The organism is Nitrospirillum iridis (genome assembly GCF_014205765.1).
GTDB classification, from domain to species: Bacteria; Pseudomonadota; Alphaproteobacteria; order Azospirillales; family Azospirillaceae; genus Nitrospirillum; species Nitrospirillum iridis.
In genome coordinates, this window is sequence record NZ_JACIIZ010000006.1 from 94,746 (window position 1) to 114,744 (window position 19,999).

The 19,999-nt window shown below is 65.8% G+C and carries 17 protein-coding genes; 6 read left to right on the forward strand and 11 right to left on the reverse strand.

The window, feature by feature from the left end; translation table 11 throughout:
- Positions 1-151 precede the first annotated feature (151 nt).
- The 4 genes from FHS74_RS12110 to FHS74_RS12120 form a co-directional block, all read right to left on the reverse strand.
- Positions 152-715 (reverse strand): hypothetical protein, encoded by a 564-nt coding sequence (locus tag FHS74_RS12110; protein WP_184800741.1) that lies wholly within the window; start codon positions 713-715, stop codon positions 152-154.
- A 249-nt stretch (positions 716-964) separates the two neighbouring features.
- Positions 965-1,870 carry an IS5 family transposase gene (locus FHS74_RS12115; protein WP_184800743.1) on the reverse strand — a complete coding sequence of 302 codons (906 nt, stop codon included), beginning with the start codon at positions 1,868-1,870 and terminating at the stop codon, positions 965-967.
- Positions 1,871-1,958: 88 nt separating this feature from the next.
- Positions 1,959-2,156: a type II toxin-antitoxin system RelB family antitoxin gene (relB, locus tag FHS74_RS31150; RefSeq protein WP_343066906.1), complete on the reverse strand. Its 198-nt coding sequence runs from the start codon at positions 2,154-2,156 to the stop codon at positions 1,959-1,961.
- Positions 2,157-2,214: 58 nt separating this feature from the next.
- Entirely contained in the window at positions 2,215-2,976 is a 762-nt protein-coding gene (locus FHS74_RS12120) for a helix-turn-helix transcriptional regulator (protein WP_184800745.1), read from the reverse strand.
- Positions 2,977-3,287: 311 nt separating this feature from the next.
- Here FHS74_RS12120 and FHS74_RS12125 point away from each other — a divergent pair, with 311 nt between their 5' ends.
- The 4 genes from FHS74_RS12125 to FHS74_RS12140 all read left to right on the forward strand — a co-directional run bounded on the left by FHS74_RS12125 (position 3,288) and on the right by FHS74_RS12140 (position 11,056).
- Entirely contained in the window at positions 3,288-4,454 is a 1,167-nt protein-coding gene (locus FHS74_RS12125; protein WP_184800747.1) for a porin, read from the forward strand.
- A gap of 257 nt (positions 4,455-4,711) precedes the next feature.
- A complete protein-coding gene (locus FHS74_RS12130) occupies positions 4,712-8,164 on the forward strand; it encodes a hybrid sensor histidine kinase/response regulator (protein WP_184800749.1) in 3,453 nt (1,150 codons plus the stop codon).
- Positions 8,157-9,092 (forward strand): response regulator transcription factor, encoded by a 936-nt coding sequence (locus tag FHS74_RS12135; RefSeq protein WP_246463083.1) that lies wholly within the window; start codon positions 8,157-8,159, stop codon positions 9,090-9,092. Before FHS74_RS12130 ends, FHS74_RS12135 begins: the two co-directional genes overlap by 8 nt.
- Before the next feature lie 317 nt (positions 9,093-9,409).
- Positions 9,410-11,056, forward strand: a complete 1,647-nt coding sequence (locus tag FHS74_RS12140) for a porin (RefSeq protein WP_246463107.1) — start codon at positions 9,410-9,412, stop codon at positions 11,054-11,056.
- Positions 11,057-11,059: 3 nt separating this feature from the next.
- Here the strand turns inward: FHS74_RS12140 and FHS74_RS12145 are convergent, their stop codons facing one another.
- The 7 genes from FHS74_RS12145 to FHS74_RS12175 form a co-directional block, all read right to left on the reverse strand.
- A complete protein-coding gene (locus tag FHS74_RS12145) occupies positions 11,060-12,307 on the reverse strand; it encodes a hypothetical protein (RefSeq protein ID WP_184800751.1) in 1,248 nt (415 codons plus the stop codon).
- 93 nt (positions 12,308-12,400) lie between these two features.
- Complete coding sequence (gene urtE, locus FHS74_RS12150; RefSeq protein ID WP_184800753.1) at positions 12,401-13,129, reverse strand: urea ABC transporter ATP-binding subunit UrtE; 729 nt, start codon at positions 13,127-13,129, stop codon at positions 12,401-12,403.
- Entirely contained in the window at positions 13,122-13,925 is an 804-nt protein-coding gene (urtD, locus tag FHS74_RS12155) for an urea ABC transporter ATP-binding protein UrtD (RefSeq protein ID WP_184800755.1), read from the reverse strand. Before urtD ends, urtE begins: the two co-directional genes overlap by 8 nt.
- Positions 13,922-15,049, reverse strand: coding sequence for an urea ABC transporter permease subunit UrtC (gene urtC, locus FHS74_RS12160; protein WP_246463084.1), 1,128 nt, complete (start codon positions 15,047-15,049; stop codon positions 13,922-13,924). The genes urtD and urtC overlap by 4 nt, the downstream gene beginning before the upstream one ends.
- A 28-nt stretch (positions 15,050-15,077) precedes the next feature.
- Positions 15,078-15,986, reverse strand: a complete 909-nt coding sequence (gene urtB / locus FHS74_RS12165; RefSeq protein WP_184800759.1) for an urea ABC transporter permease subunit UrtB — start codon at positions 15,984-15,986, stop codon at positions 15,078-15,080.
- A 172-nt stretch (positions 15,987-16,158) separates the two neighbouring features.
- Positions 16,159-17,361, reverse strand: a complete 1,203-nt coding sequence (urtA, locus tag FHS74_RS12170; protein ID WP_246463085.1) for an urea ABC transporter substrate-binding protein — start codon at positions 17,359-17,361, stop codon at positions 16,159-16,161.
- Between the two features lie 160 nt (positions 17,362-17,521).
- Entirely contained in the window at positions 17,522-18,010 is a 489-nt protein-coding gene (locus FHS74_RS12175; RefSeq protein ID WP_184800761.1) for a hypothetical protein, read from the reverse strand.
- Positions 18,011-18,334: 324 nt separating this feature from the next.
- On the opposite strand from FHS74_RS12175, the gene FHS74_RS12180 reads away from it, so the two are divergent.
- Both FHS74_RS12180 and FHS74_RS12185 read left to right on the forward strand, forming a co-directional pair.
- The gene (locus FHS74_RS12180; protein WP_184800763.1) at positions 18,335-18,523 is read left to right on the forward strand and encodes a hypothetical protein; all 189 of its coding nucleotides are present in this window, start codon (positions 18,335-18,337) and stop codon (positions 18,521-18,523) included.
- Positions 18,524-18,540: 17 nt separating this feature from the next.
- The gene (locus FHS74_RS12185) at positions 18,541-19,995 is read left to right on the forward strand and encodes a sulfotransferase family protein (RefSeq protein WP_211106253.1); all 1,455 of its coding nucleotides are present in this window, start codon (positions 18,541-18,543) and stop codon (positions 19,993-19,995) included.
- The last annotated feature ends 4 nt before the right edge of the window (positions 19,996-19,999 follow it).

Consider the following 19,999-nt stretch of genomic DNA (forward strand, 5'->3'; position numbering starts at 1 on the left):
CTCCTTTACAATCCAGCCTCATTTTATCGCTATGTTTATGACACAGTAGAATTAGACGAGTTCGCGAATTTCGCCAACGCCTGCCCCAGATAAAAGCCGATAGTCATAATTCCCCCCATATAGCGCAACGAAGAAAAATAACGCGTGAAAATTAGCGTATGGTGAAGGAGATTAAACACCCACCGCCCGAAGTGAAGTCAGCAATAGCCTCATGATAATCGAGTTTTAATCGGTATTGATATGGCATAATCATTTTATCTAAACCTGTAACTCCATGATAAACAACTACCCACCCTTGGGAATTCATAGAACTCAACATCATATCCGGCCTTACACAAATTCCGCCAACTGGTTCAGGAAATGCGCTAAATCGTCCCTTCTTTTGCCCCCACTGAAACAAGAACGTCATTGAGCTGCCGTTTTTATCAACTTCCGACGGCATCAAAATAATATCATAATACCAATCAACGGGAGCCAACGCCACCATTTGCACCGGGGCACCAGGAATCCAATCCATCTTAATGGCATGCATTTTTAAACCAAAAATATATTCAACATGATCTCGATTTATATTCTCTCTGGGCGAGGCCGTTATTTTTGAAATATTCCCCCACAAATCTAACGCATTAAATGGAAATGGAGGCTCAAAATCATTAGGCGCAGCTATATTGATTAGCTCCGCGCTTGCGGGAATGTTTTGCAATTCAACGCTCATGTAAACGCTCATTGGGTCAAGCATTATAACCATCCATTTGAGGTTGAATGGATTCCAGAGAGCTTCGCGTAACGGTACTGCCCGACTATCGGCGCGCGTATCAGGCGATCTCGGCGGGCGCCGTGCGTCGTAGGGTATGGATTTGGGCTAGGTCACAGCCATTTTTCCCTGATTCCCTCGTGTGGAAGAGAGACTCCGCCCGTCATGCCGTCAGTACCAGGGCGCGGCGGAGGTTGATGGCGGCGCACATCAGGTGCAGATGACACGTATTGCGGGAGCGTCCACGGTAGCGGCCCCCCGATACCTATAGTGCCGCTTCATGGTGGCGAACGCCCGCTCCACACCCGCCCGGATCGGCGACATCGCCTTGTTGAACCAGAATTGGGCCGGGGTCAGCGGCTTGTTGCGGGCCGCACGGCGCAGGATGCGGCTTTTGATCCCGGCCGCCGCCAGTTCGTTGCGCAATGCCTGGCTGTCGTAGGCCTTGTCGGCGTGGACCGCCTCCTCATCCCCTTGGATCAGGGTCCGGGCCACCTGGCTGCCATGCACCTCGGCACTGGTCAGCACCGCCGCCCGGATCAGGTTGGCCCCCGCGTCCACCGTCCCATGCGCCTTGTAACCGAAGGTGCTCTCGCCGTTCTTCGTCGTCCACCCGGCATCCGGGTCCCGCTCCGATACCGTGCCTTCCGAGCATGCTGGCGGCTTCACCGCCGCCTTCACGATCGACGCGTCCATCAGCGTGCCCCGACGCACGACCAGGCCCCGGGCGTCCAGTTGCCGCGTCACTTCGCCGAAAAGCTGTTCTGACAGAACGTCCTTCGCCAAGCACTGACGGAAACGCCAGATCGTCGAATGATCCGGAACACCTTCATCCAAAGGTAGGCCCGCGAACCGCCGAAACGACAGGCGATCGTCCACCGCTTCCTCCCATCCAGGGCCCGACAGCCCGTACCACTGCTGCAACAGCAGCAACTTCACCAGCGTCCGCAGCGGATACGAGGGCCGCCCCTCATCGCTGGCATAGACAGACTCCAGTAATCGGTCGATCGCTCGCCATTCCACAAGGCGCTCAACATCCGACAACCACTCCAGGCGTCCCGCTCGTTGATTGACCAGACCGTCCGCAAAGCTCGTCTGCCTCAAGTCACGAGGCATCACCAATCACCCGGAAATCAATTAATTAAATAATATTATATGGTTATTGGTTGCGCAAAGCGCTCTCTATGTTTATGACACAGTAGAATTACCAGGATGGCGTGGAATTGCGCCCAACCATCCGTTCTTCAGCACGCCGGATGATCTCAGCCATGACAGCGTCATGGGGGATAAGCGGGCAGCCATCTTCTCGGCTGGCGCGCACCTTCTCCCGAAGCCAGCGGTCGTAGCGGACCGCCGCTTCTTCAGACTCATGCTCCGACGCGATGGGGGATAAAGCGCTCATGCGGGTATGATACCACACCCCGGTCTCGGTCACAGGTCGTCTTTGAATCAGACTTCCCTCACCGTCCCTGCCGGTGCTGTCGGCGATACGCCGCCGGGGTCAGGCCCACGGCGCGGCGCATGGCGCGGGTCAGCGCGCTTTGGTCCGCGTAGCCGCCCTGGTAGGCGATCTGGGCGATCGACAGCGTGGTGCCCGCCAGTTGGTCCATGACACGGGTGAGGCGCAGATTGGCCAGATAAGCCTGGGGCGTCTGGTCCAGCTCCTCACGGAACAGGGCATGCAGGCGGCTGGCGCTGAATCCCGCCGTGCGCGCCATGGCCTCCACCGTCCAGGGGTGTTCGGGCGCCGCCTTTAGCCGCGCCAGCAGGGCGTGCAGGCGCGAGGTGGGACGGGTGGGCGCCGCCATCAGCGTGTCCAGCAGCAGCGGCGTCCAGTGCCGGGCGACGGCATCGAGGTCGCGGACTGCCGCCAAAGTGATGAAGTCCACCAGGTGGCGCACCGCCGGTGTCACACGCAGGAAGCCCTGGCGGCCCAATCGGTCCAGCATGCCCTCATCCGGCGCGTGGGCGCCGTCGCCGGCGCAATCCACGATCAGGGAACGGTTCGCCCCCGCCGCCCACTGGCAGTGCGCGGCACCTGGCGCCACGAAGGCGGCGACACCGGCATCCAGCCGGGCGCCGCGGCCCTCGATCTCCAACTCCAGCGATCCTGCGACCGGCAGCACGATCTGGGCATGGCCGTGGCTATGGACCGGCCCCAGATCGCGGTACTGGCGGAAGCTGAGGCGGCTGTCGGCGGCGGCAGTGGTGGTGGCGGTCATGGTTGCCGTCCAGGGTAAAGGGCCCGCCATCGTCTCACGGCACGCGCGCGAGCGGAAGCGCGGCGGCGGCAAGGCCGGCGCGTGCAAGAGGAACGTCGCCGCCGCCACGGACATCGGCGGTCTCTATTACGGCAATCCCAATCCTGAACCAGTGAATGCTTATGTAGCGGCACACCAGCAAACAAAACATACGCAGTTTGACGTATTAGGATTTGGCGCCCCCGCGCCCATCCTGCCCCCGAAGCCGACGCCGGGGCATGAGCCCTCGGGATTGAGAACGGCACCGGGACATCAGGACGGGGGAGTACATCATGTCGGGTATCATCACCATAGCGCATCAACGCCTGCGCGCGGCCCTGCTGACCACGGCCATCGCCCTGCCTGCCCTGGCGATGGGCACGGCGCATGCCGGCGAGACCATTTCCGCTGGGGGCGACAAGTCCATCACCGTGGGCCTGGGCGTGCGCAGCAGCTTCACCAGCGTCGACGACGGGGCGCCGGACGGCACCTCCCGCTCCGCTGATTTCAACCTGGACAGCGTGCGCCTGTATGTCAGCGGCCAGCTGACACCGATGATCAAGGCCACCTTCAACACCGAGCGTGATGGCAACGGCCGTATCGAGGTGCTGGACGGCTATGCCCAGTTCGAACCGGCGGACGGCATCAACCTGTGGGTGGGCCGCATGCTGCCGCCCAGCGACCGCGCCAACCTGGACGGTCCCTACTACCTGAACACCTGGAACTATCCGGGCACCGTCTCGCAATACCCGGCGAAGTTCGCCGGCCGCAACGACGGCGCCACCGTCTGGGGCAAGCTGCTGGACAAGAAGCTGGTCTACTCGGTCGGCGCGTTCGAGGGGCACAACCGCATAGCCGGCGCCAGCAACCAGTCCGACAACCTGCTGTACGCCGGCCGCGTCGCCTATAACTTCCTGGATGCCGAGCCCGACCCCGCCTACTACACCAGCAGCACCTATTACGGGTCCGTCGACGTGCTGACCCTGGCCTTCGCCGGCCAGTTCCAGAAGGACGGCGTGGGCAGCCTCAGTCACCGTGGCGACTACGGCGCCTGGAACGTCGATGGGCTGTTCGAGAAAAAGCTGGAGGGCATCGGTGTGGTGACGCTGGAGGGCGCCTACTACCAGTACGACACCGGCGGCGTGGCCGATGTGCCCAGCAGCTTCGGTGGCGCCGGCGCCACCGACAACGTCGGCGGCCTGACCCAGGGCAAGGCCTATCTGGTGGGCGGCGCCTTCCTGTTCCCGGCCAAGGTGGGCTGGGGCCAGTTCCAGCCCACGGTGCGCTACCAGCATTTCGACGCCGACCTGACCGGCATCTCCGCCAGCCAGACGGATCTGGGCGTCAACTACATCATCGACGGCCACAACGCCCGCATCAGCGCGGAGTATGTGATCACCAGCACCACAGGCAAGTCCGACGGCAACGCCGTGGTCCTGGGCGTGCAGCTGCAATTTTAGGGTAAGGCCCATACGTCAAACGCCCCATGGGGATGCCCGCGCGCCCCGCCTTATCCTGTCGGCGGCGGCCAGCCACCCTGCCCCATGGCCGGGATCCCTCTTCCTTCGCCGAACTTTGTTTGGGGGGAAAGGGTCCCGGGGCTTCCTTACAGCCCCGCGACCGGTAAAGTCGGTCGCGGGGCCATCTCTTGGAAGCTGTGACGGGGACGATGGGGGATAGCGGGGCCGCCGGGACGGCGGGGGGCCGGAATGCAGGTATGAGCGCGCGGCAGCGGATCGTCAGGGAACGGCGCCAATACAACCAGCTGGCCGCCAGCCAGACGCTGGAGGACTACGCCCTGCGCTTCACCGCCACGCGGGCGCGGCGCTGGTCGTCCTTCCGCGTCGCCAATACCGCCTTCGGCGCCATCAGCTTTTTGGCATGCGAGGCCATCGGCGGCAGCGCCACCCTGACCTACGGCTATGCCAACGCCAGCGCCGCCATCCTGGCCGTGGCCGTGCTGATGTTCCTGGTGGGCCTGCCCATCACCTATTACGCCGCCCGCTATGGCGTGGACATCGACCTGCTGACCCGCGGGGCGGGTTTCGGCTATCTGGGCTCCACCCTCACCTCCCTGATCTACGCCAGCTTCACCTTCCTGCTGTTCTCCATCGAGGCCAGCATCATGTCGGCGGCCTTGCAGATGGCGCTGGGCATCCCGCTGTGGCTGGCCCACATCATCAGTTCGCTGGTCGTCATTCCCATCGCCGTCTACGGCATCCGCCTGATCAGCCGCATGCAGCTGCTGACCCAGCCCATCTGGCTGGTGCTGCAACTGGCGCCGCTGGCCTATCTGGCACTGAACCACGGCGGCGATCTTGCGGCCTGGCGGCAGTTTCCCGGAACCCTGGGCCATGCGGACGGCCATATCGACCCGCTGCTGTTCAGCATGGCGGCCAGCATGCTGCTGTCGCTGCTGCCCCAGATCGGGGAACAGGCGGACTATCTGCGCTTCCTGCCCACCTTGCGCAAGGCCGGCCGCTGGGGCTGGTGGACGGCGCTGATCACCACGGGGCCCGGCTGGGTCGCCATGGGCGGGTTGAAGCTGCTGGCCGGGTCCTTCCTGGCCGTGGTCGCCCTGCGCCACGGCCTGTCGGCGGAGCGGGCGACGCAGCCGACGGAGGTGTTCTACATCGCCTTCCAGGAGATGCTGTCCTCCCCCACCACGGCCCTGGTGCTGACCGGAATCTTCGTCGTCGTCTGCCAGATCAAGATCAACGTCACCAACGCCTATGCCGGGTCCATCGCCTGGTCCAACTTCTTCTCCCGCCTGACGCACAGCCATCCGGGGCGGGTGGTGTGGCTGGTGTTCAACGTCCTGCTGGCCCTGATGCTGATGGAACTGGGCATCTTCCGGGTGATCGAGGGCATCCTGGGCCTGTACGCCAACTTCGCCGCCGGCTGGATCGGGGCGCTGACGGCAGACCTGGTGATCAACAAGCCGCTGGGCCTGAGCCCGCCGGGCATCGAGTTCAAGCGCGCCCATCTCTATGACATCAACCCCGTCGGCGTGGGCGCCATGGCCCTGTCGGTCGTGGCCTCCACCCTCGCCTCCCTGGGGGCCTTCGGGCCATTGCTAGGCCCCCTGCCCCAGGCGATGGCGCCCTTCATCGGCCTGGCCGTGGCCTTCGCCACCGCCCCGCTGATCGCCAAGGCGACACAGGGCCGCTTCTACCTGGCGCGGCCCGACACCGACCTGCCGCCGGAAAGGGAGGCGCGCTGCGCCATCTGCGAGAACGTGTTCGAACGGCCGGACATGGCCCACTGCCCCGCTTATGCCGGGCCCATCTGTTCCTTGTGCTGCACCCTGGAAAGCCGCTGCCACGATCTCTGCAAGAAGCAGAGCCGCATCACCGACCAACTGGCCCACCTGATGGAGACCCTGCTTCCGGCCAGGATGGCCGGTGGCGTGCGCACCCGCACCGCCCGCTTCCTGGGCGTCATGGCCGTCTTCACGGTGGTGAACGGCGGCCTGCTGTCCTTCATCGGCCTGCAATACGGCGCGGTGGCGCCGGAGGCGCGGGGCGTGGTCGCCACCACCCTGTGGATCGTCTTCTTCGCCCTGCTGATCGTGTCCGGCGTCGCCGCCTGGCTGCTGGTCCTGGCCCTGGAAAGCCGCCGCGTGGCGGAGGAGGAAACGGCGCGCCAGACCGGCATGCTGATGGAGGAGATCGAGGCGCATGAGCGCACCGACGCCGCCTTACAGAAAGCGAAGGAGGTGGCGGAGGCCGCCAATGTGGCCAAGAGCCGCTACATCATTGGCATCAGCCATGAAATCCGCACGCCGCTGAACGCCATCTTCGGCTATGCCCAACTGCTGGAACGCGATGCCAGCATCCGCAACCCCGACGGCGTGCGCGTCATCCGCCGCAGCGCGGAGCATCTGGCCAATCTGGTGGACGGTCTGCTGGACATCAGCAAGATCGAAAGCGGCCTGCTGCGCCTGACCCGCGACAAGGTCCGGCTGGTGGAATTCCTGGACCAGATCGTGGACATGTTCCGCCTGCAGGCCAGCGCCAAGGGCATTCAGTTCCACTACGACCGCCCGGCATATCTGCCGGCCTTCGTCCATACCGACCAGAAGCGCCTGCGCCAGATCCTGATCAACCTGCTGTCCAATGCGCTGAAATACACGGAGCGCGGCCATGCCCGCCTGCGGGTGCGCTATCGCAGCCAGGTGGCGGAGTTCGAGGTGTCGGACACCGGCTTCGGCATCCTGGCCGACGATATGGAACGCATCTTCGAACCGTTCGAGCGGGGTCGGACGGCCAGCGCGCAGGCCGTGCCCGGCACCGGCCTGGGCCTGACCATCACCCGCCTGCTGACCCGCATCATGGGCGGGGAGATCGCGGTGACCAGCACGCCCGGCCAGGGCAGCGTCTTCACCGTGCGCCTGCTGCTGTCGGAGGCGCAGTCCGGACCCGACGACCCGCCGGCGGCCAAGACCATCCATGGCTATGCCGGCCCGCGCCTGCGCGTGCTGGTGGCCGACGACGACCCCGACCACCTGGCGCTGATCCAGAACCTGTTGCGCCCGTTGGACTTCCTGCTGTTCACCGCCCGCGACGGACGGGAGTGCGTGGCCCTGGCCCAGGAATGCCGGCCGGACCTGGCCTTGCTGGACATCTCCATGCCCCATATGACGGGGTGGGAGGCGGCGGCGGCCCTGCGGCGGCTGGATCTGCCACGCCTGAAGATCATGATGGTGTCGGCCAACGCCCACGACTACACCCCGGGCCGCGCGGCGGCGGGCGGGGAGGAGGGCGTGCCCGCCGACCACGACGCCTTCCTGATCAAGCCCGTGGACATGGACGTGCTGCTGGATCGCGTCGGCACCCTGCTGGGTGTGGAATGGCTCTACGCCCCCGCCGTCCCGGCCCCGGTCGCCACCGACACCGTGCCGACGGCGGCGCATCGGCACCTGGAGGCGTTGTGGCAGCTGGGCCGCATCGGCCATGTGCGGGGCATCGAGGCCAAGTTGCGCGAGATGGAGGCGGAGGATGGGGACACCGCCGCCTTCGCCGCCCGGCTGCACGCCCTGGTGCGCGCCTTCGACCTGAAGCGCTATATGGCGGTGCTGGAAACGGCGAGAACCGCCACCACACCCGAGGGAGGAAGCGATGGCGACGGCGGAACCGATAACGGCCGGATGGAGCATGCCGATGACTGACGCCGCCATGCCGGAGAGCGCCCCGGGCCGCCGCGACACCGTGCTGGTGGTGGACGACACACCGGAAACCCTGGGCTTCCTGACCGACGCCCTGGACCAGGCCGGCCTGACCGTGCTGGTGGCGACGGACGGGGAAAGCGCCCTGGCCCTGCTGGAACAAGTGACGCCGGATCTGGTGCTGATGGATGCGGTCATGCCGGGCCTGGATGGGTTCGAAACCTGTCGCCGGCTGAAGCGCGACAAGGCCCTGGCCCACCTGCCCGTCATCTTCATGACAGGCCTCAGCGAAACCGAGCATGTGGTGCGGGGCCTGCAGGCCGGCGGGGTGGACTATGTCACCAAGCCCATCGTGGTGGATGAACTGATGGCCCGCATCCGCGTCCACCTCGCCAACGCCCGCGTGGCCTATGGCGCCCAGGTGGCGCTGGACACCACCGGCCGCTATCTGCTGGCGACCGATGCGCGCGGGCGGTTGCGCTGGTGCACCCCCCAGGCCCAGCGCCTGCTGGCGGCCTTCTTCCCCGACGCCGGGGTGGCGGACGCCCTGCCGGCAGCGGTGGCGGAGCGCATGGCCCATCTGCGCCGCGACGGCACGCCGAACCAGTCCATCCTGATCGATGGCCAGGACACCCGCCGGCTGGAGGTCGCCTACCTCAGCCAGACGGAGCCGGACGAATTCCTGTTCCGCATCAGCGAGACCGGCGCCGGCCGCGCGGAACGCGCCCTGCAGCAGGCCCTTAATCTGACAGCGCGCGAGGCTGAGGTGCTGGTCTGGATCGCCCATGGCAAATCGAACCGCGACATCAGCGACATCCTGGGCATCAGCCCGCGCACGGTGAACAAGCACCTGGAGCAGATCTTCGTGAAGCTGGGCGTGGAAAACCGGGCGTCAGCCGCCGCCGTGGCGGTGCGGGTGATGGCGGGGTAACTATCTGTTAACCAATATCTTTTCCCGAACCTATTGGGATTCGGGATACGAAACTGAGTCTAAAAATTAATTTAGAATCCTGAAACCGTATTTAATTTCTTAAATGCCCATCACGCCCTCTAATCAAATCATCAGCGATAGTGATGAAGGCCGACGGCACTTCGGGCCGGACCGGTAAAGAGCAAGAAACGCCACCACGACCTTAAGCACTCATCTTCAGGAGTGCATCCTGTCGGCCCCCGTGCGGCCGCCGGGCGCGGCCTTCTCATGCCGCTGACAAGAAAAACCGTCATTGGGGAGGGTCTTTCGTGACCTTGATGAAGAAGCATGCCGGCGCGTCGCGCCGGATCGGGCGATGCTGGCCCGTCGCCATGACGCCCCTGGCCATGACGGCCGTATGCGCCCTGGTGTCATTGGCACCGGCAACCGCCCGGGCTAGCGACGCCGACGAATTGCGCAAGCTGCGCCAACAGATGCAGGAGGCGCAGGCCCAAATGGCGGCCCAGGGCAAAGCGATGCAGGCCTTGCAGGATCGCCTGAACACCTTGGAAAGCCAGCAGACGCAAACCGCCAGCCAAACCGCCGCCAGCGGCCAGGCCGCGGCCCAGGCGGCACAACAGGCCCTGACGGCGGCGCAGACCGCCCAGCGCGTGGCGGATGAGGCGGCCCATCCCAAACTGCCCAAGGACGGCAGCCTGACCTTCTACGGCATCACCCTCTACGGCACGGTGGACATGGGCCTGTCCTACCAGTCGCACGGTGCGCCGCTGAGCCCGTATTATCCGCCTGGCCTGGATTTCCTGGTCAGCAAGAATGGCAACAAGGGCATCGCCTCGCTGGCGGGCAATGGCCTCAGCCAGTCCAAGGTGGGGCTCCGGGGGAGCGAGGAGTTCGCCGAAGGCTGGTCGGCCGTGTTCAAGGTGGAGACCGGCTTCAACCCGCAATCAGGCCAACTGGCCGACGGCCCGCGCTCCATGATCGCCAATAATGGCGTGGCGCTGACCAAGCAGACGGCCAACGGCGATTCCAGCCACGACGGCCAGGCCTTCAACCGCGGCGCCTATGTCGGCGTCAGTTCCACGCAGTGGGGCACCCTGACCTTCGGCCGCCAGACCACGCTGATGGCCGACAACGTTCTCAGCTACGATCCCCAGCAGGCCTCCTACGCCTTCTCGGTCATCGGCTTCTCCGGTCTGACGGGTGGCGGCGGCAGCACCGAGGATTTCCGCCTGGATAATTCGCTGAAATACACGAACAAGCTGGGACCGTTGCGCGTGGGCGCCATGTACCAGTTCGGCGAGGATAACGGCGGCATGCACGGCAACGCGCTGCAACTGAACGTCGGCACCGACCTCGCCGGCCTGTCGGTGGACGCCACGTACGCCCAGAAGCAGGACATGGTGTCGGCCGCGTCCCTGTCAGCGGCCCAGGTGACGCAGGCGACGGCGCTGGGCTTCGACCCCAGTTCCTCCATGGCGGCCACCATCTCCGACAACACCTCCTACGGTCTGATGGCGTCCTACACCATCGACCCGGCGCTGAAGCTGTACGGGGGGTATGAATACATCGACTTCGCCAATCCGTCGGTGCCCTTGCGCGCCGGTTCCATCGACGTCGGCGGCTACACCCTGGCCTTCGTCAACAACAGCGCCTTCGTCCACGACAAGATCATCCAGGTGTCATGGACCGGCGCCCGTTACGCCGTGACGCCCAAGGTCGATCTGGCGGCGGCCTTCTACCACTATGATCAGAACAGCTACGGCGCCAAGAGCTGCTCGGACACCAGCGCCGCCACCTGCTCCGGCACGCTGAACGCCTATTCCCTGGTGGCCGACTACCGCTTCGCCCGCCGCTTCGACGCCTATCTGGGCGTCATGTACTCCGAGGTCGCGGGTGGGCTGGCGGCAGGCTATCTGCACGCCGACAACATCTCGCCCACCACGGGCGTGCGGTTCAATTTCTAAAGCTCACGCCAGGGGCGGGTCCGCCGGCAGTTTCGGGCGATTGAGATGGGGGCTGGGCAGCGGGACCCAGGCGTCCGCCGCCGGGTGCGGCAAATGCCGCAGCCGGCAGGACGCCTCCCGAACCTGGCTGACATAGGCCACCAGCACGCCGGGCTTCACCGCCGGATCGAAGGTGGCGCCCACGGGGACGGTGGCGTCCATGCAGCCGTGCGGGGCGGTGTTGATAGTCAGCACGTCCGGCCGCGCCACCATCAGCAGGACTTGGCTGGCGATCAGCGCCGCCAGCCAACCCGTCGGAACCTCCAGCGTCGCCAACAGGACGGCGACGGCCAGCAGCGACGGAATCTGATATCCGACCTCAGCCGGCAGATAGGCGAACATCAGGGTGCTGTACCCCAGGACGCCCAACGCCCCGGCCACCACCAGCCGCCGTTCCGCCGACAGGCCCTGCCAGGCGGCACGATCCCGCGCCAAGCGCCATAGGCGGGGTCCCAGCGCCAAAACCAGGATCACCGCCCCGACATTGCCGTACAGGCCCGGTGTCTTCCACAGGAAGCGGACGACATGGGCCAACGGGAAGTTGTTGGACGGTCCGGTGTGGTACAGGAAGTTCGTCGTGACCCGCGCGTTGATCAATGCCGGCAGATAGAACAGGCCGGAAACCAGGCAGAATCCCACCACCCGTTCCATCCGGTCGCGCCGCCGCCCGGGTGGCGCCATCATCCAGGCGGCGACCAGCACGCCCAGGCCCAAGGGGCCATAGACGATACGGCTGCCAGTGGCGAAGGCCAGGGCCAGCATCGCCGCCGTGGCCCATTGCCGGCTCAGCAACCACATGCCCAGGACGAAGAAGAAGGCGCCGTAGACATAGTCGAGTGAGGTGCTGCCGGCGATGGCCCAATGCGGGTTGGCCATGACGAACAGGGTGGCCGGCAAGGCACCCGGCAGCTTCAGCCGCCGCAGGCCATCATAACCCAAGGCCAGCGTCGCCAGGGCCAACAGGACCGAGAGGGTGTTGGACGCCAGCGATCCCCCCCGTGACGCCAGCCAGCCGATGGCCAGCTCCGGCACGGGATAGCCCTGCCCCCTTGAAGGAACATAGACACCCACGTCGACCATATGCTGCCAGGTGCGCAGGATGGCGTAGGTGTCGGAATTCTGACCATACCCCAGGGTCGCCAGCCAGCCGTACAGGCCCACCAGCGCCGCGGCGCACATCAAGTAGGGAACACGCTGGATGGTGGAGGGCATTAGCGACGCTGGACATTGGCGGAGACGGATGGGCGATTATTACCAAAGCGATATGCGCGGCACCAGCCCAGCCCCGCCCGTGGCCGGGGCGCGTTAAATATTCACCAGGTGCGCCACCTCCGCCGCCGTCTCCTCCCGCGTGCTGCCCGCACGGATGATGCGGCCGCGCTGCATGACGCGGTAGCTGTCGGCGAAGGACCAGGCGAAGTCCAGATACTGCTCCACAATCAGGACGGTGACGCCCAGTTCGGCGCGGACACGGCGCAGCGCGTCCTCGATCTGCTGCACGACGGAGGGCTGGATGCCTTCCGTCGGTTCGTCCAGCAGCAGCAGGCTGGACTGTCCCGCCAACGCCCGGCCGATGGCCAACTGCTGCTGCTCGCCACCACTCAGAACGCCGCCCTTGCGATTGCTGATCTGGGCCAGCTTGGGGAACAGGTCGAAGATATGATCGGGGATGCCAGCCTTGATGGCGCCGGCGCCGCCGGCCCGACCGGCCAGGGCGGATAGGCCGGTCTCAAGGTTCTCCCGCACCGTCAGGTGGGGGAAGATGTGGCGGCCCTGGGGGACGAAGCCGATGCCGGCGCGGGCGCGCTGGTGCGGGCCCAGGGCGCTGACGTCGCGGCCCTGGAAGGTCATGCGGCCGGCGGTCAGGCGCTGCGCGCCGATGATGGTCTTCAGCAGCGTGGTCTTGCCCACGCCGTTGCGGCCGATCAAGGCCACGGCGCTGCCGGCCGGCACATCCAGGTCGATGTCCCACAGCACCTGGCTCTGGCCATAGGATGTCGCGACACCGTCCAGTTTCAGCAGGGGTTCAGCCATGCTTCTCCTCCTTCGTCCGGCCCAGATAGACGGCGGCGACGTCCGCGTCCTCACGGATGGCGGCCACGCTGCCCTCCTTCAGGAACTGGCCCTGGTGCATGACGGTGACGCGGGCGTCCAGCTGTTCCAGGAAGCTCATGTCATGGTCGATGACCAGCACCGTGTGCTGCCCCACCAGGCGGCGGATCAGGGCCGCCGTCTGGCTGGTTTCCGCCGGGCCCATGCCGGCGGTGGGCTCGTCCAGCAGCAGCAGGTCGGCGCGGGTCGCCACCACCATGCCGATCTCCAGCCACTGCTTCTCGCCATGGGCCAATTGGCCGGCGGGGATGTGGGCACGATCCGCCAGGCCGATGGTCTCCAGGATGTCGGCCACGCGAGCCTTTTCCTCGGCATCGACGCCTTGCCGGAAGGAACACCACCAGCGCCGGTCGCGCCTGGCCGCGATCATCAGGTTGTCCACCACCGACAGGCCGGACAGCACACCCGGCGTCTGGAACTTGCGGCAGATGCCCCGGCGCACGATCTCATGCTCCGGCAAATGGGTGATGTCCTGGCCCTTGAAGATCACCCGGCCGCTGGTGGCCCGCACCCGGCCGATGATGGTGTCGCACAGGGTGGACTTGCCCGCGCCGTTGGGGCCGATGAGGACGCGCAAGGTGCCCCGGTCCAGGGTCAGGCTGAAGCCGTTGAGGGCCTTGAAGCCGTCGAAATCCACCGTCACCCCATCCACCGCCAACAGCAGGTTGGTGACGGGATCGATGGTGCCGATGTGGGAAGCGGGCGCCGTCGCATTCATTTCGATCTCCCAACGATGATGGATTTCAGGCGCTTCGCCCAAGATGTGTCGGCCACATCGCCCACCAGGCCGGCGAAGCCGCCGGGCAGCAGGGTCACCACCAGCACGAACACCAAGCCCAGCGCATAGAGCCACAGGTCCGGGAAGGCGCTGCTGACCCCGTCCTTGGCCAGGTTGACGGCCAGGGTGCCGGCGATGGCGCCGGCCAGGCTGTTGCGGCCACCCACCGCCACCCAGATCACCATCTCGATGGACGGCACCACGCCCACCAGGGCCGGCGACACCACGCCGGCATGCAGGGTGAACAGGGCGCCGGCCAAGCCCGCCAGCACGGCGCCGATGGTGAAGGCCACCACCTTGAACGGGGTGGGGTCGTAGCCCAGAAAGCGGATGCGGTTCTCGCCATCGCGGATGGCGCGCAGCAGCATGCCATAGCGGGAATTCATCAGCAGACGCAGCCCCAGGAAGGCGCCCGCCACCAGGGCCAGCGTCAGCCAGTAGAGACCATGGGCGGCGGCCGTCGACCCCAGGTCCACCCCCATCAGGGTTTGGAAGTCCGTCAGGCCATTGAAACCGCCGGTGGACGGCTGCTGGCTGACCAGCAAGGTGGCGAAGGCCAGGGCCAGCGCCTGTGTGATGAGAGCGAAATAGACGCCGCCAACCCGCCGCCGGAACACCGCCCAGGAGAACAGGGCCGCCAGCACGCCCGGCACCAGCATCACGCCCAGGATGGCGACCAGGGGGCTCTTGAACGGCACCCACCACCAGGGCAGGGCATCCAGGCCGCTCCACACCATGAAATCCGGCAACTCCCCCTCGCCCAGCGCCGCCAGCTTCATGTGCATGGCGATGGCGTAACCGCCGAGGCCGAAGAACACACCCTGGCCCAGGCTGAGCACCCCGCCCTGCCCCCAGACCAGCACCAGGCCCATGGCCAGCAGCCCCATGGCCAGGAAACGGGCCAGCAGATTCAGCTCATAGGCCGAGACCAGCCAGGGCGCCAGCGCCGCCACGGCCACCAGGGCCAGCGACAGGGCAACCGGACGGCTGAAGCGCGGGCCCGCCATCGGGCCAGACAGAGGCGCCCCAGTCAGGGGGGTGGGGGTGTCCCTATGGATGCTCATGTCCATGCCGTCCTCCTTCATCTGATCCTCACGCGTCCAGCGCGCGGGAACGCACGGCCACGACACCCTGGGGACGGAACTGGATGAACCCGATGACGAACAGCAGCAGCAGCACTTGCGTCAGGCTGACATCCACCAGGATCTGCACCAGCGCCGAGAACAGCCCCACGATGAGGGAGGCGATGGCCGTGCCCTTCAGGCTGCCCAGGCCACCCAGCACCACCACCAGGAAGGCCGGCACGACATAGCTCTGCCCGACATTGGGGGTGACCGGGCCCAGCAGCGCCAGCACCACCCCGGCGAGGCCGGCGATGCCGGTGCCCAGGCAGAAGACCGACAGGTCCACCGCCCGCACATTGATGCCCGTGGCCGCCGCCATGCCCCGGTCCTGATTGACAGCCCGGACCAGCAGGCCGATGCGCGTGCGCGCCAGCAGCAGGCTCAAGGCCCCCATGACGGCGAAGGCCACGGCCAGGATGAACAGGCGGGTGGCGGGGATGGTCAGCCCCTCCAGAAAGCCGGACGGCACCGTATAGGCGTGGTTGAGCCATTGCGGCGCCCGCACGTCCACGCCGATGGCGCCGAAGAGGTTGCGCGCCGCCTGTTGCAGGATGAGGCTGACGCCCCAGGTGGCCAACAGCGTGTCCAGCGGGCGGGCGGACAGGCGCTTGATCAGCGTCGCCTCCAGCACCGCCCCCACGGCGGCCGCACCCAGGAAGGCCACCGGCATGGCCGCCAGGATACCCAGCGGCCCCGGCACCACCTGCAAGGTCAGGTAGGCCAGGTAGCCGCCCAGCATCAGCATCTCACCATGGGCCATGTTGATGACGCGCATGAGGCCGAAGCTGAGCGCCAAGCCCAGCGCCGCCAGCACGTAGAGCGAGGCGACACTGAACCCGTTGAAGATCTGGCCAGCAATTAGAGGCCATTCACCCATGACGTTGTCCCCTTGTGTCAACCACCTGAGGCCTTGCCTAAGGTGGTTGTAGGACGCGACCGCGTCCGCCGGAGCGAGCACCGCAGGGCGCAGCGAAGAAGCTAAGCCGCCGGATGGCGGCGCCCGGCGATTGAGGGGGCTGTTGATCGTCATCGATCAACAGCCACAGGTATCAAGAGGCCGGGCACTTCTTGCCCGGGAAGACCAGCGGATCGTAGGGGTCAGGGTCGATGGTGCCCTTGGACTGCCAGATGATCTTGAACTGGCCGGTGGGGTCCAACTGGCCGATGTAGCCTGTCTGCACGAGGCTTTGGTTGGCGGCGAACTTAACCTTGCCCATGGCGGTGTCGAGGTAGTCCAGCGTCACCGCCGCCGCCCGCACCTTCTCCGGATCAAAGCTGCCGGCCTTCTCTACCGCCGCCTTCCAGGCATAGACGTCGACATAGCCGTGGACCATGGGGTCGGTGACGGCGGCACCGGCGCCGAACTTGGCCTGGTAGGCCGCGACGAACTTCTTGTTAGCGGGGGTGTCCAGGCTCTGGAAATAGTTCCAGGCGGCGAAGCTGCCTTCCACCAGGCTGGGGCCCATGGCCACGGCCTCCTGCTCGCCGATGCTGAAGGACATGACCGGCAGCTTGGCCGACGGCAGGCCGGCAGCCGCCATCTGCTTGAAAAAGCTGACGTTGCTGTCGCCGTTCAGGGTGCTGAAGATGATGTCGGGTTTCGCCGCCTGCACCTTGGCGATGACGGCGCTGAAATCGGTGCCGCCCAGGGGCACATATTCCTCCCCCGCGACCTTCAGCTTGGAGGATTCGATATGCTTCTTCAGAATCAGGTTGGCGGTGCGGGGGAAGACATAGTCGGAGCCAATGAGGAAGTAGCTCTTGTAGCCCTTCTCCACCGCCCATTGCAGGGCCGGCAGGATCTGCTGGTTGGGCTGGGCGCCGGAATACATGATGTTGGGCGAGCACTCGTTGCCCTCGAACTGCACCGGGTACCACAGCAGGCTTTTCAGCTTCTGGAACACCGGCAGCATGGCCTTGCGGCTGGCGGAGGTCCATCCGCCGAAGACGGTGACCACCCCGCCGTCCTGCACCAGCTTGGTCGCCTTCTGGGCGAAGATGGCGGGGTCGGAGGCGCCGTCCTCCACCACCGGCTCGATCTTTTTGCCCAGCACGCCGCCGCCGGCGTTGATCTCGTCGATGGCCAGGATCTCGGCGTTCTTCACCGTAACCTCGCTGATGGCCATGGTGCCGGTCAGCGATTGCAGCACACCCACCTTCACCGCGTCCGCCGCCTGGGCCACCGGTGCCGACAGGCTGGTCGCCGCCAGCAACAGGGCCACCAGGCCGACCGGCTTGTACATCCCCCTCATCACCATCCCCTTCCCGTTCGCTTGGTCCTCCGCCGCTTCGGGCGCGGCGATCACGGGGCAAAGGCTAGGGCGGGTCCGGAGAACCGGGTATGGGGTGTTTGACGTAGGGGGGGATGGGTCGCGGGCGGCACGGGGGTGGCGCCGCCCGCGACCTCAAGCCTCAGTACCGCTCATCGATCCGCTTGTCGGTGATGGCGTGTTCCACGGCGTGTCGCGCCTCCTCCAGGTGGTGGAAGGCGGCGTTGCGCCAACGGGCGGCATCGGGATTGTCTTCCTCTGACCGCAGATCGCGCTCGGCGGACCCGATCAACTCCAGCGCCTTGGTCAGGCGGCCGCGATGGTCCATGTGGGCGTCGATGGGCGGGTTCCAGTTGGGATCCTTGCCGTCGTCATAACTGGCGTGGCGGATTTCGCCGATGGCACCGTTGACATGGTCGATGGCGGCGAATTGGTCGCGCACCACGTTGTATTCCGCCGGCCGATCCAACATGGCACGCGCCAACCTCAGATCCGACAGGGCATGCAGATAGGCCGGATGAACCGGCTGCGCATGCGCCGGACCGGGCACGCCGGCGCACGCCGACGCGGCCAACATGACCAGGGCGGCACCCAAGCCCCTCATCTGCTTCATCTTGGTATGCTTCATCATTCGTCTTCTCCTTCCTTCCGGACGGTGGTTCACCCGTCCCTCTACCCGCCCAAGGTCAGGGCGGATTGGAGCCGAAATGGGGCGCCCCGGCGGCAGGTCCACGGCGGCGCCCGCGCCAAAACGGCGCACCCGAAAGGGGCGCACCCGTTCAGCCAATACCGGCGCGCACCTCTCAAATCATTGATGGTATTCAGCGATTTTCCGGCGTCATAGGCCGCCACGCCTTTTTGGATAGGCCTTTGGAGGGCGACGGTTCGCCATTTTCCTGCCGTATCACCAGGAGAAAACTGCTCCACGACCTGATCGAAAAGGGGTGTGAGAACCATGGAAAGCACGGTTCTACTTGGTGGCCTGTCAGGGATATTGAGCGCTTACAGTCTATCCCAAGGTCAATTGGGCTGGCCCATGCTGCTGGCATTGAAACAGAAGCTGGACAGGGGCGCCCTTTCGAACGGCACCGTCCTCGGCAAGGCCAACGCCTTCCGCGAAACACGCGCCGGTGCGCCGTCATGACGGTAATGGCTATGAGAATGCCGACAGCGGCCAGCCCCGCCCCTTGGTCGGTTCCCCAGCCCGCCGCCGGCCGACGTGTCGTGGTGCTGCTGGGCATGCACCGCAGCGGCACCAGCGCGCTGACCCGGAGCCTGGTGGCCCTGGGGGTGGATTTGGGCGATTGCCTGATGCCGCCCACGGAGGAGAACGCCAAGGGCTATTGGGAAGACACGGAAATCGTGGCCTTGAACGACCAGTTGCTGGCCCGTTTTGGCCATAGCTGGCACACCATCGCCGATATTCCCGCCGACCAGCTCACGAGTGAGGCCACGGCGGACCTGATGCTGGAGGCGGCCACCCTGCTGCGCCGCAAGCTGAAGGATGGCGCGGTCTTCGGCATGAAAGACCCCCGCCTGGCCCGCTTGCTGCCCTTCTGGCAGGCGGTGTTCGATCATCTGGGCATCGCCGCGTCTTACGTCATCGCGGTGCGCAATCCCATCAGCGTGGCGGCGTCACTGCGCCACCGCAACGGCTTTCCGGCGGAGAAGAGCCATTATCTATGGCTGGGCCATGTCGTGGCCGCCCTGCGCGGCACCAGAGGCCAGGCCAGGGTCATCGTCGACTATGATGTAATGATGGCCGAGCCGCTGCCTCAGTTGGAGCGGCTGGCGGCAGCACTCCGCCTGGACCTCGACCCGACGGAAGGCGCCCGCTACGCCCACGATTTCCTGTCGCCCGATTTGCGGCACGCCCTGTTCGAAGCGGAAGATCTGCGTTTGGCGCCCGCCGTGCCGGAGGATGCCGCGACCGCCTACGCCCTGCTGCGCCAGGTGGCGACCGATGCGCTGCCCTCAGCGATCCCAGCGCTGGACCATATAGCGGAGGATCTGGCGCATTCCTTCACCGCGCTGCGTCCCGCCTTCACCTATATGGGCCGCATGGACAGGACGGTGGACGTGTTGAACCACCAGGTGGAAGAACAGGCCCACCAGATCGTCACGCTGACCCAAACGGTCTCGGCAACGGACGCCCGCGCCCAGGCGTTGGCCCGCGAACTGGCGGCAGCAAGCGATGAAAGGGTCGAACGCGCGCGGCTAACCTACCAGGTTGAAACCCAGGCCCAGCAGATCACCGACCTGACGCTGGCCCTGGCCGCCGCCGAGACCCGCGCCCAGGCCCTGGCCAGCGAGGTGGAAACGCTGAGCGGCGTGCTGGCGGACTGCAGTGCGCAGATGATGGCGCCGATGCCGGACGCGCCGTCCAAGGAGACGATCCGCGTGAACGGACTGTCCCGGCACACGGACGCCCTGATCGACGGCGTACGCCGAGGCGTGGCCGAAATCCATCGGTTGCGGAACCGTCTGACGGCGATCGAGAGCAGCACCACCTGGCGCGTCACCCGGCCCCTGCGGCGGTTCTGCCGGTCCTGGCCGTCGGCGCGACGCGTCCTCCACGTCGCGATGACGCTGCTGACGTTCGGCTTGTTGCGATAGCCCG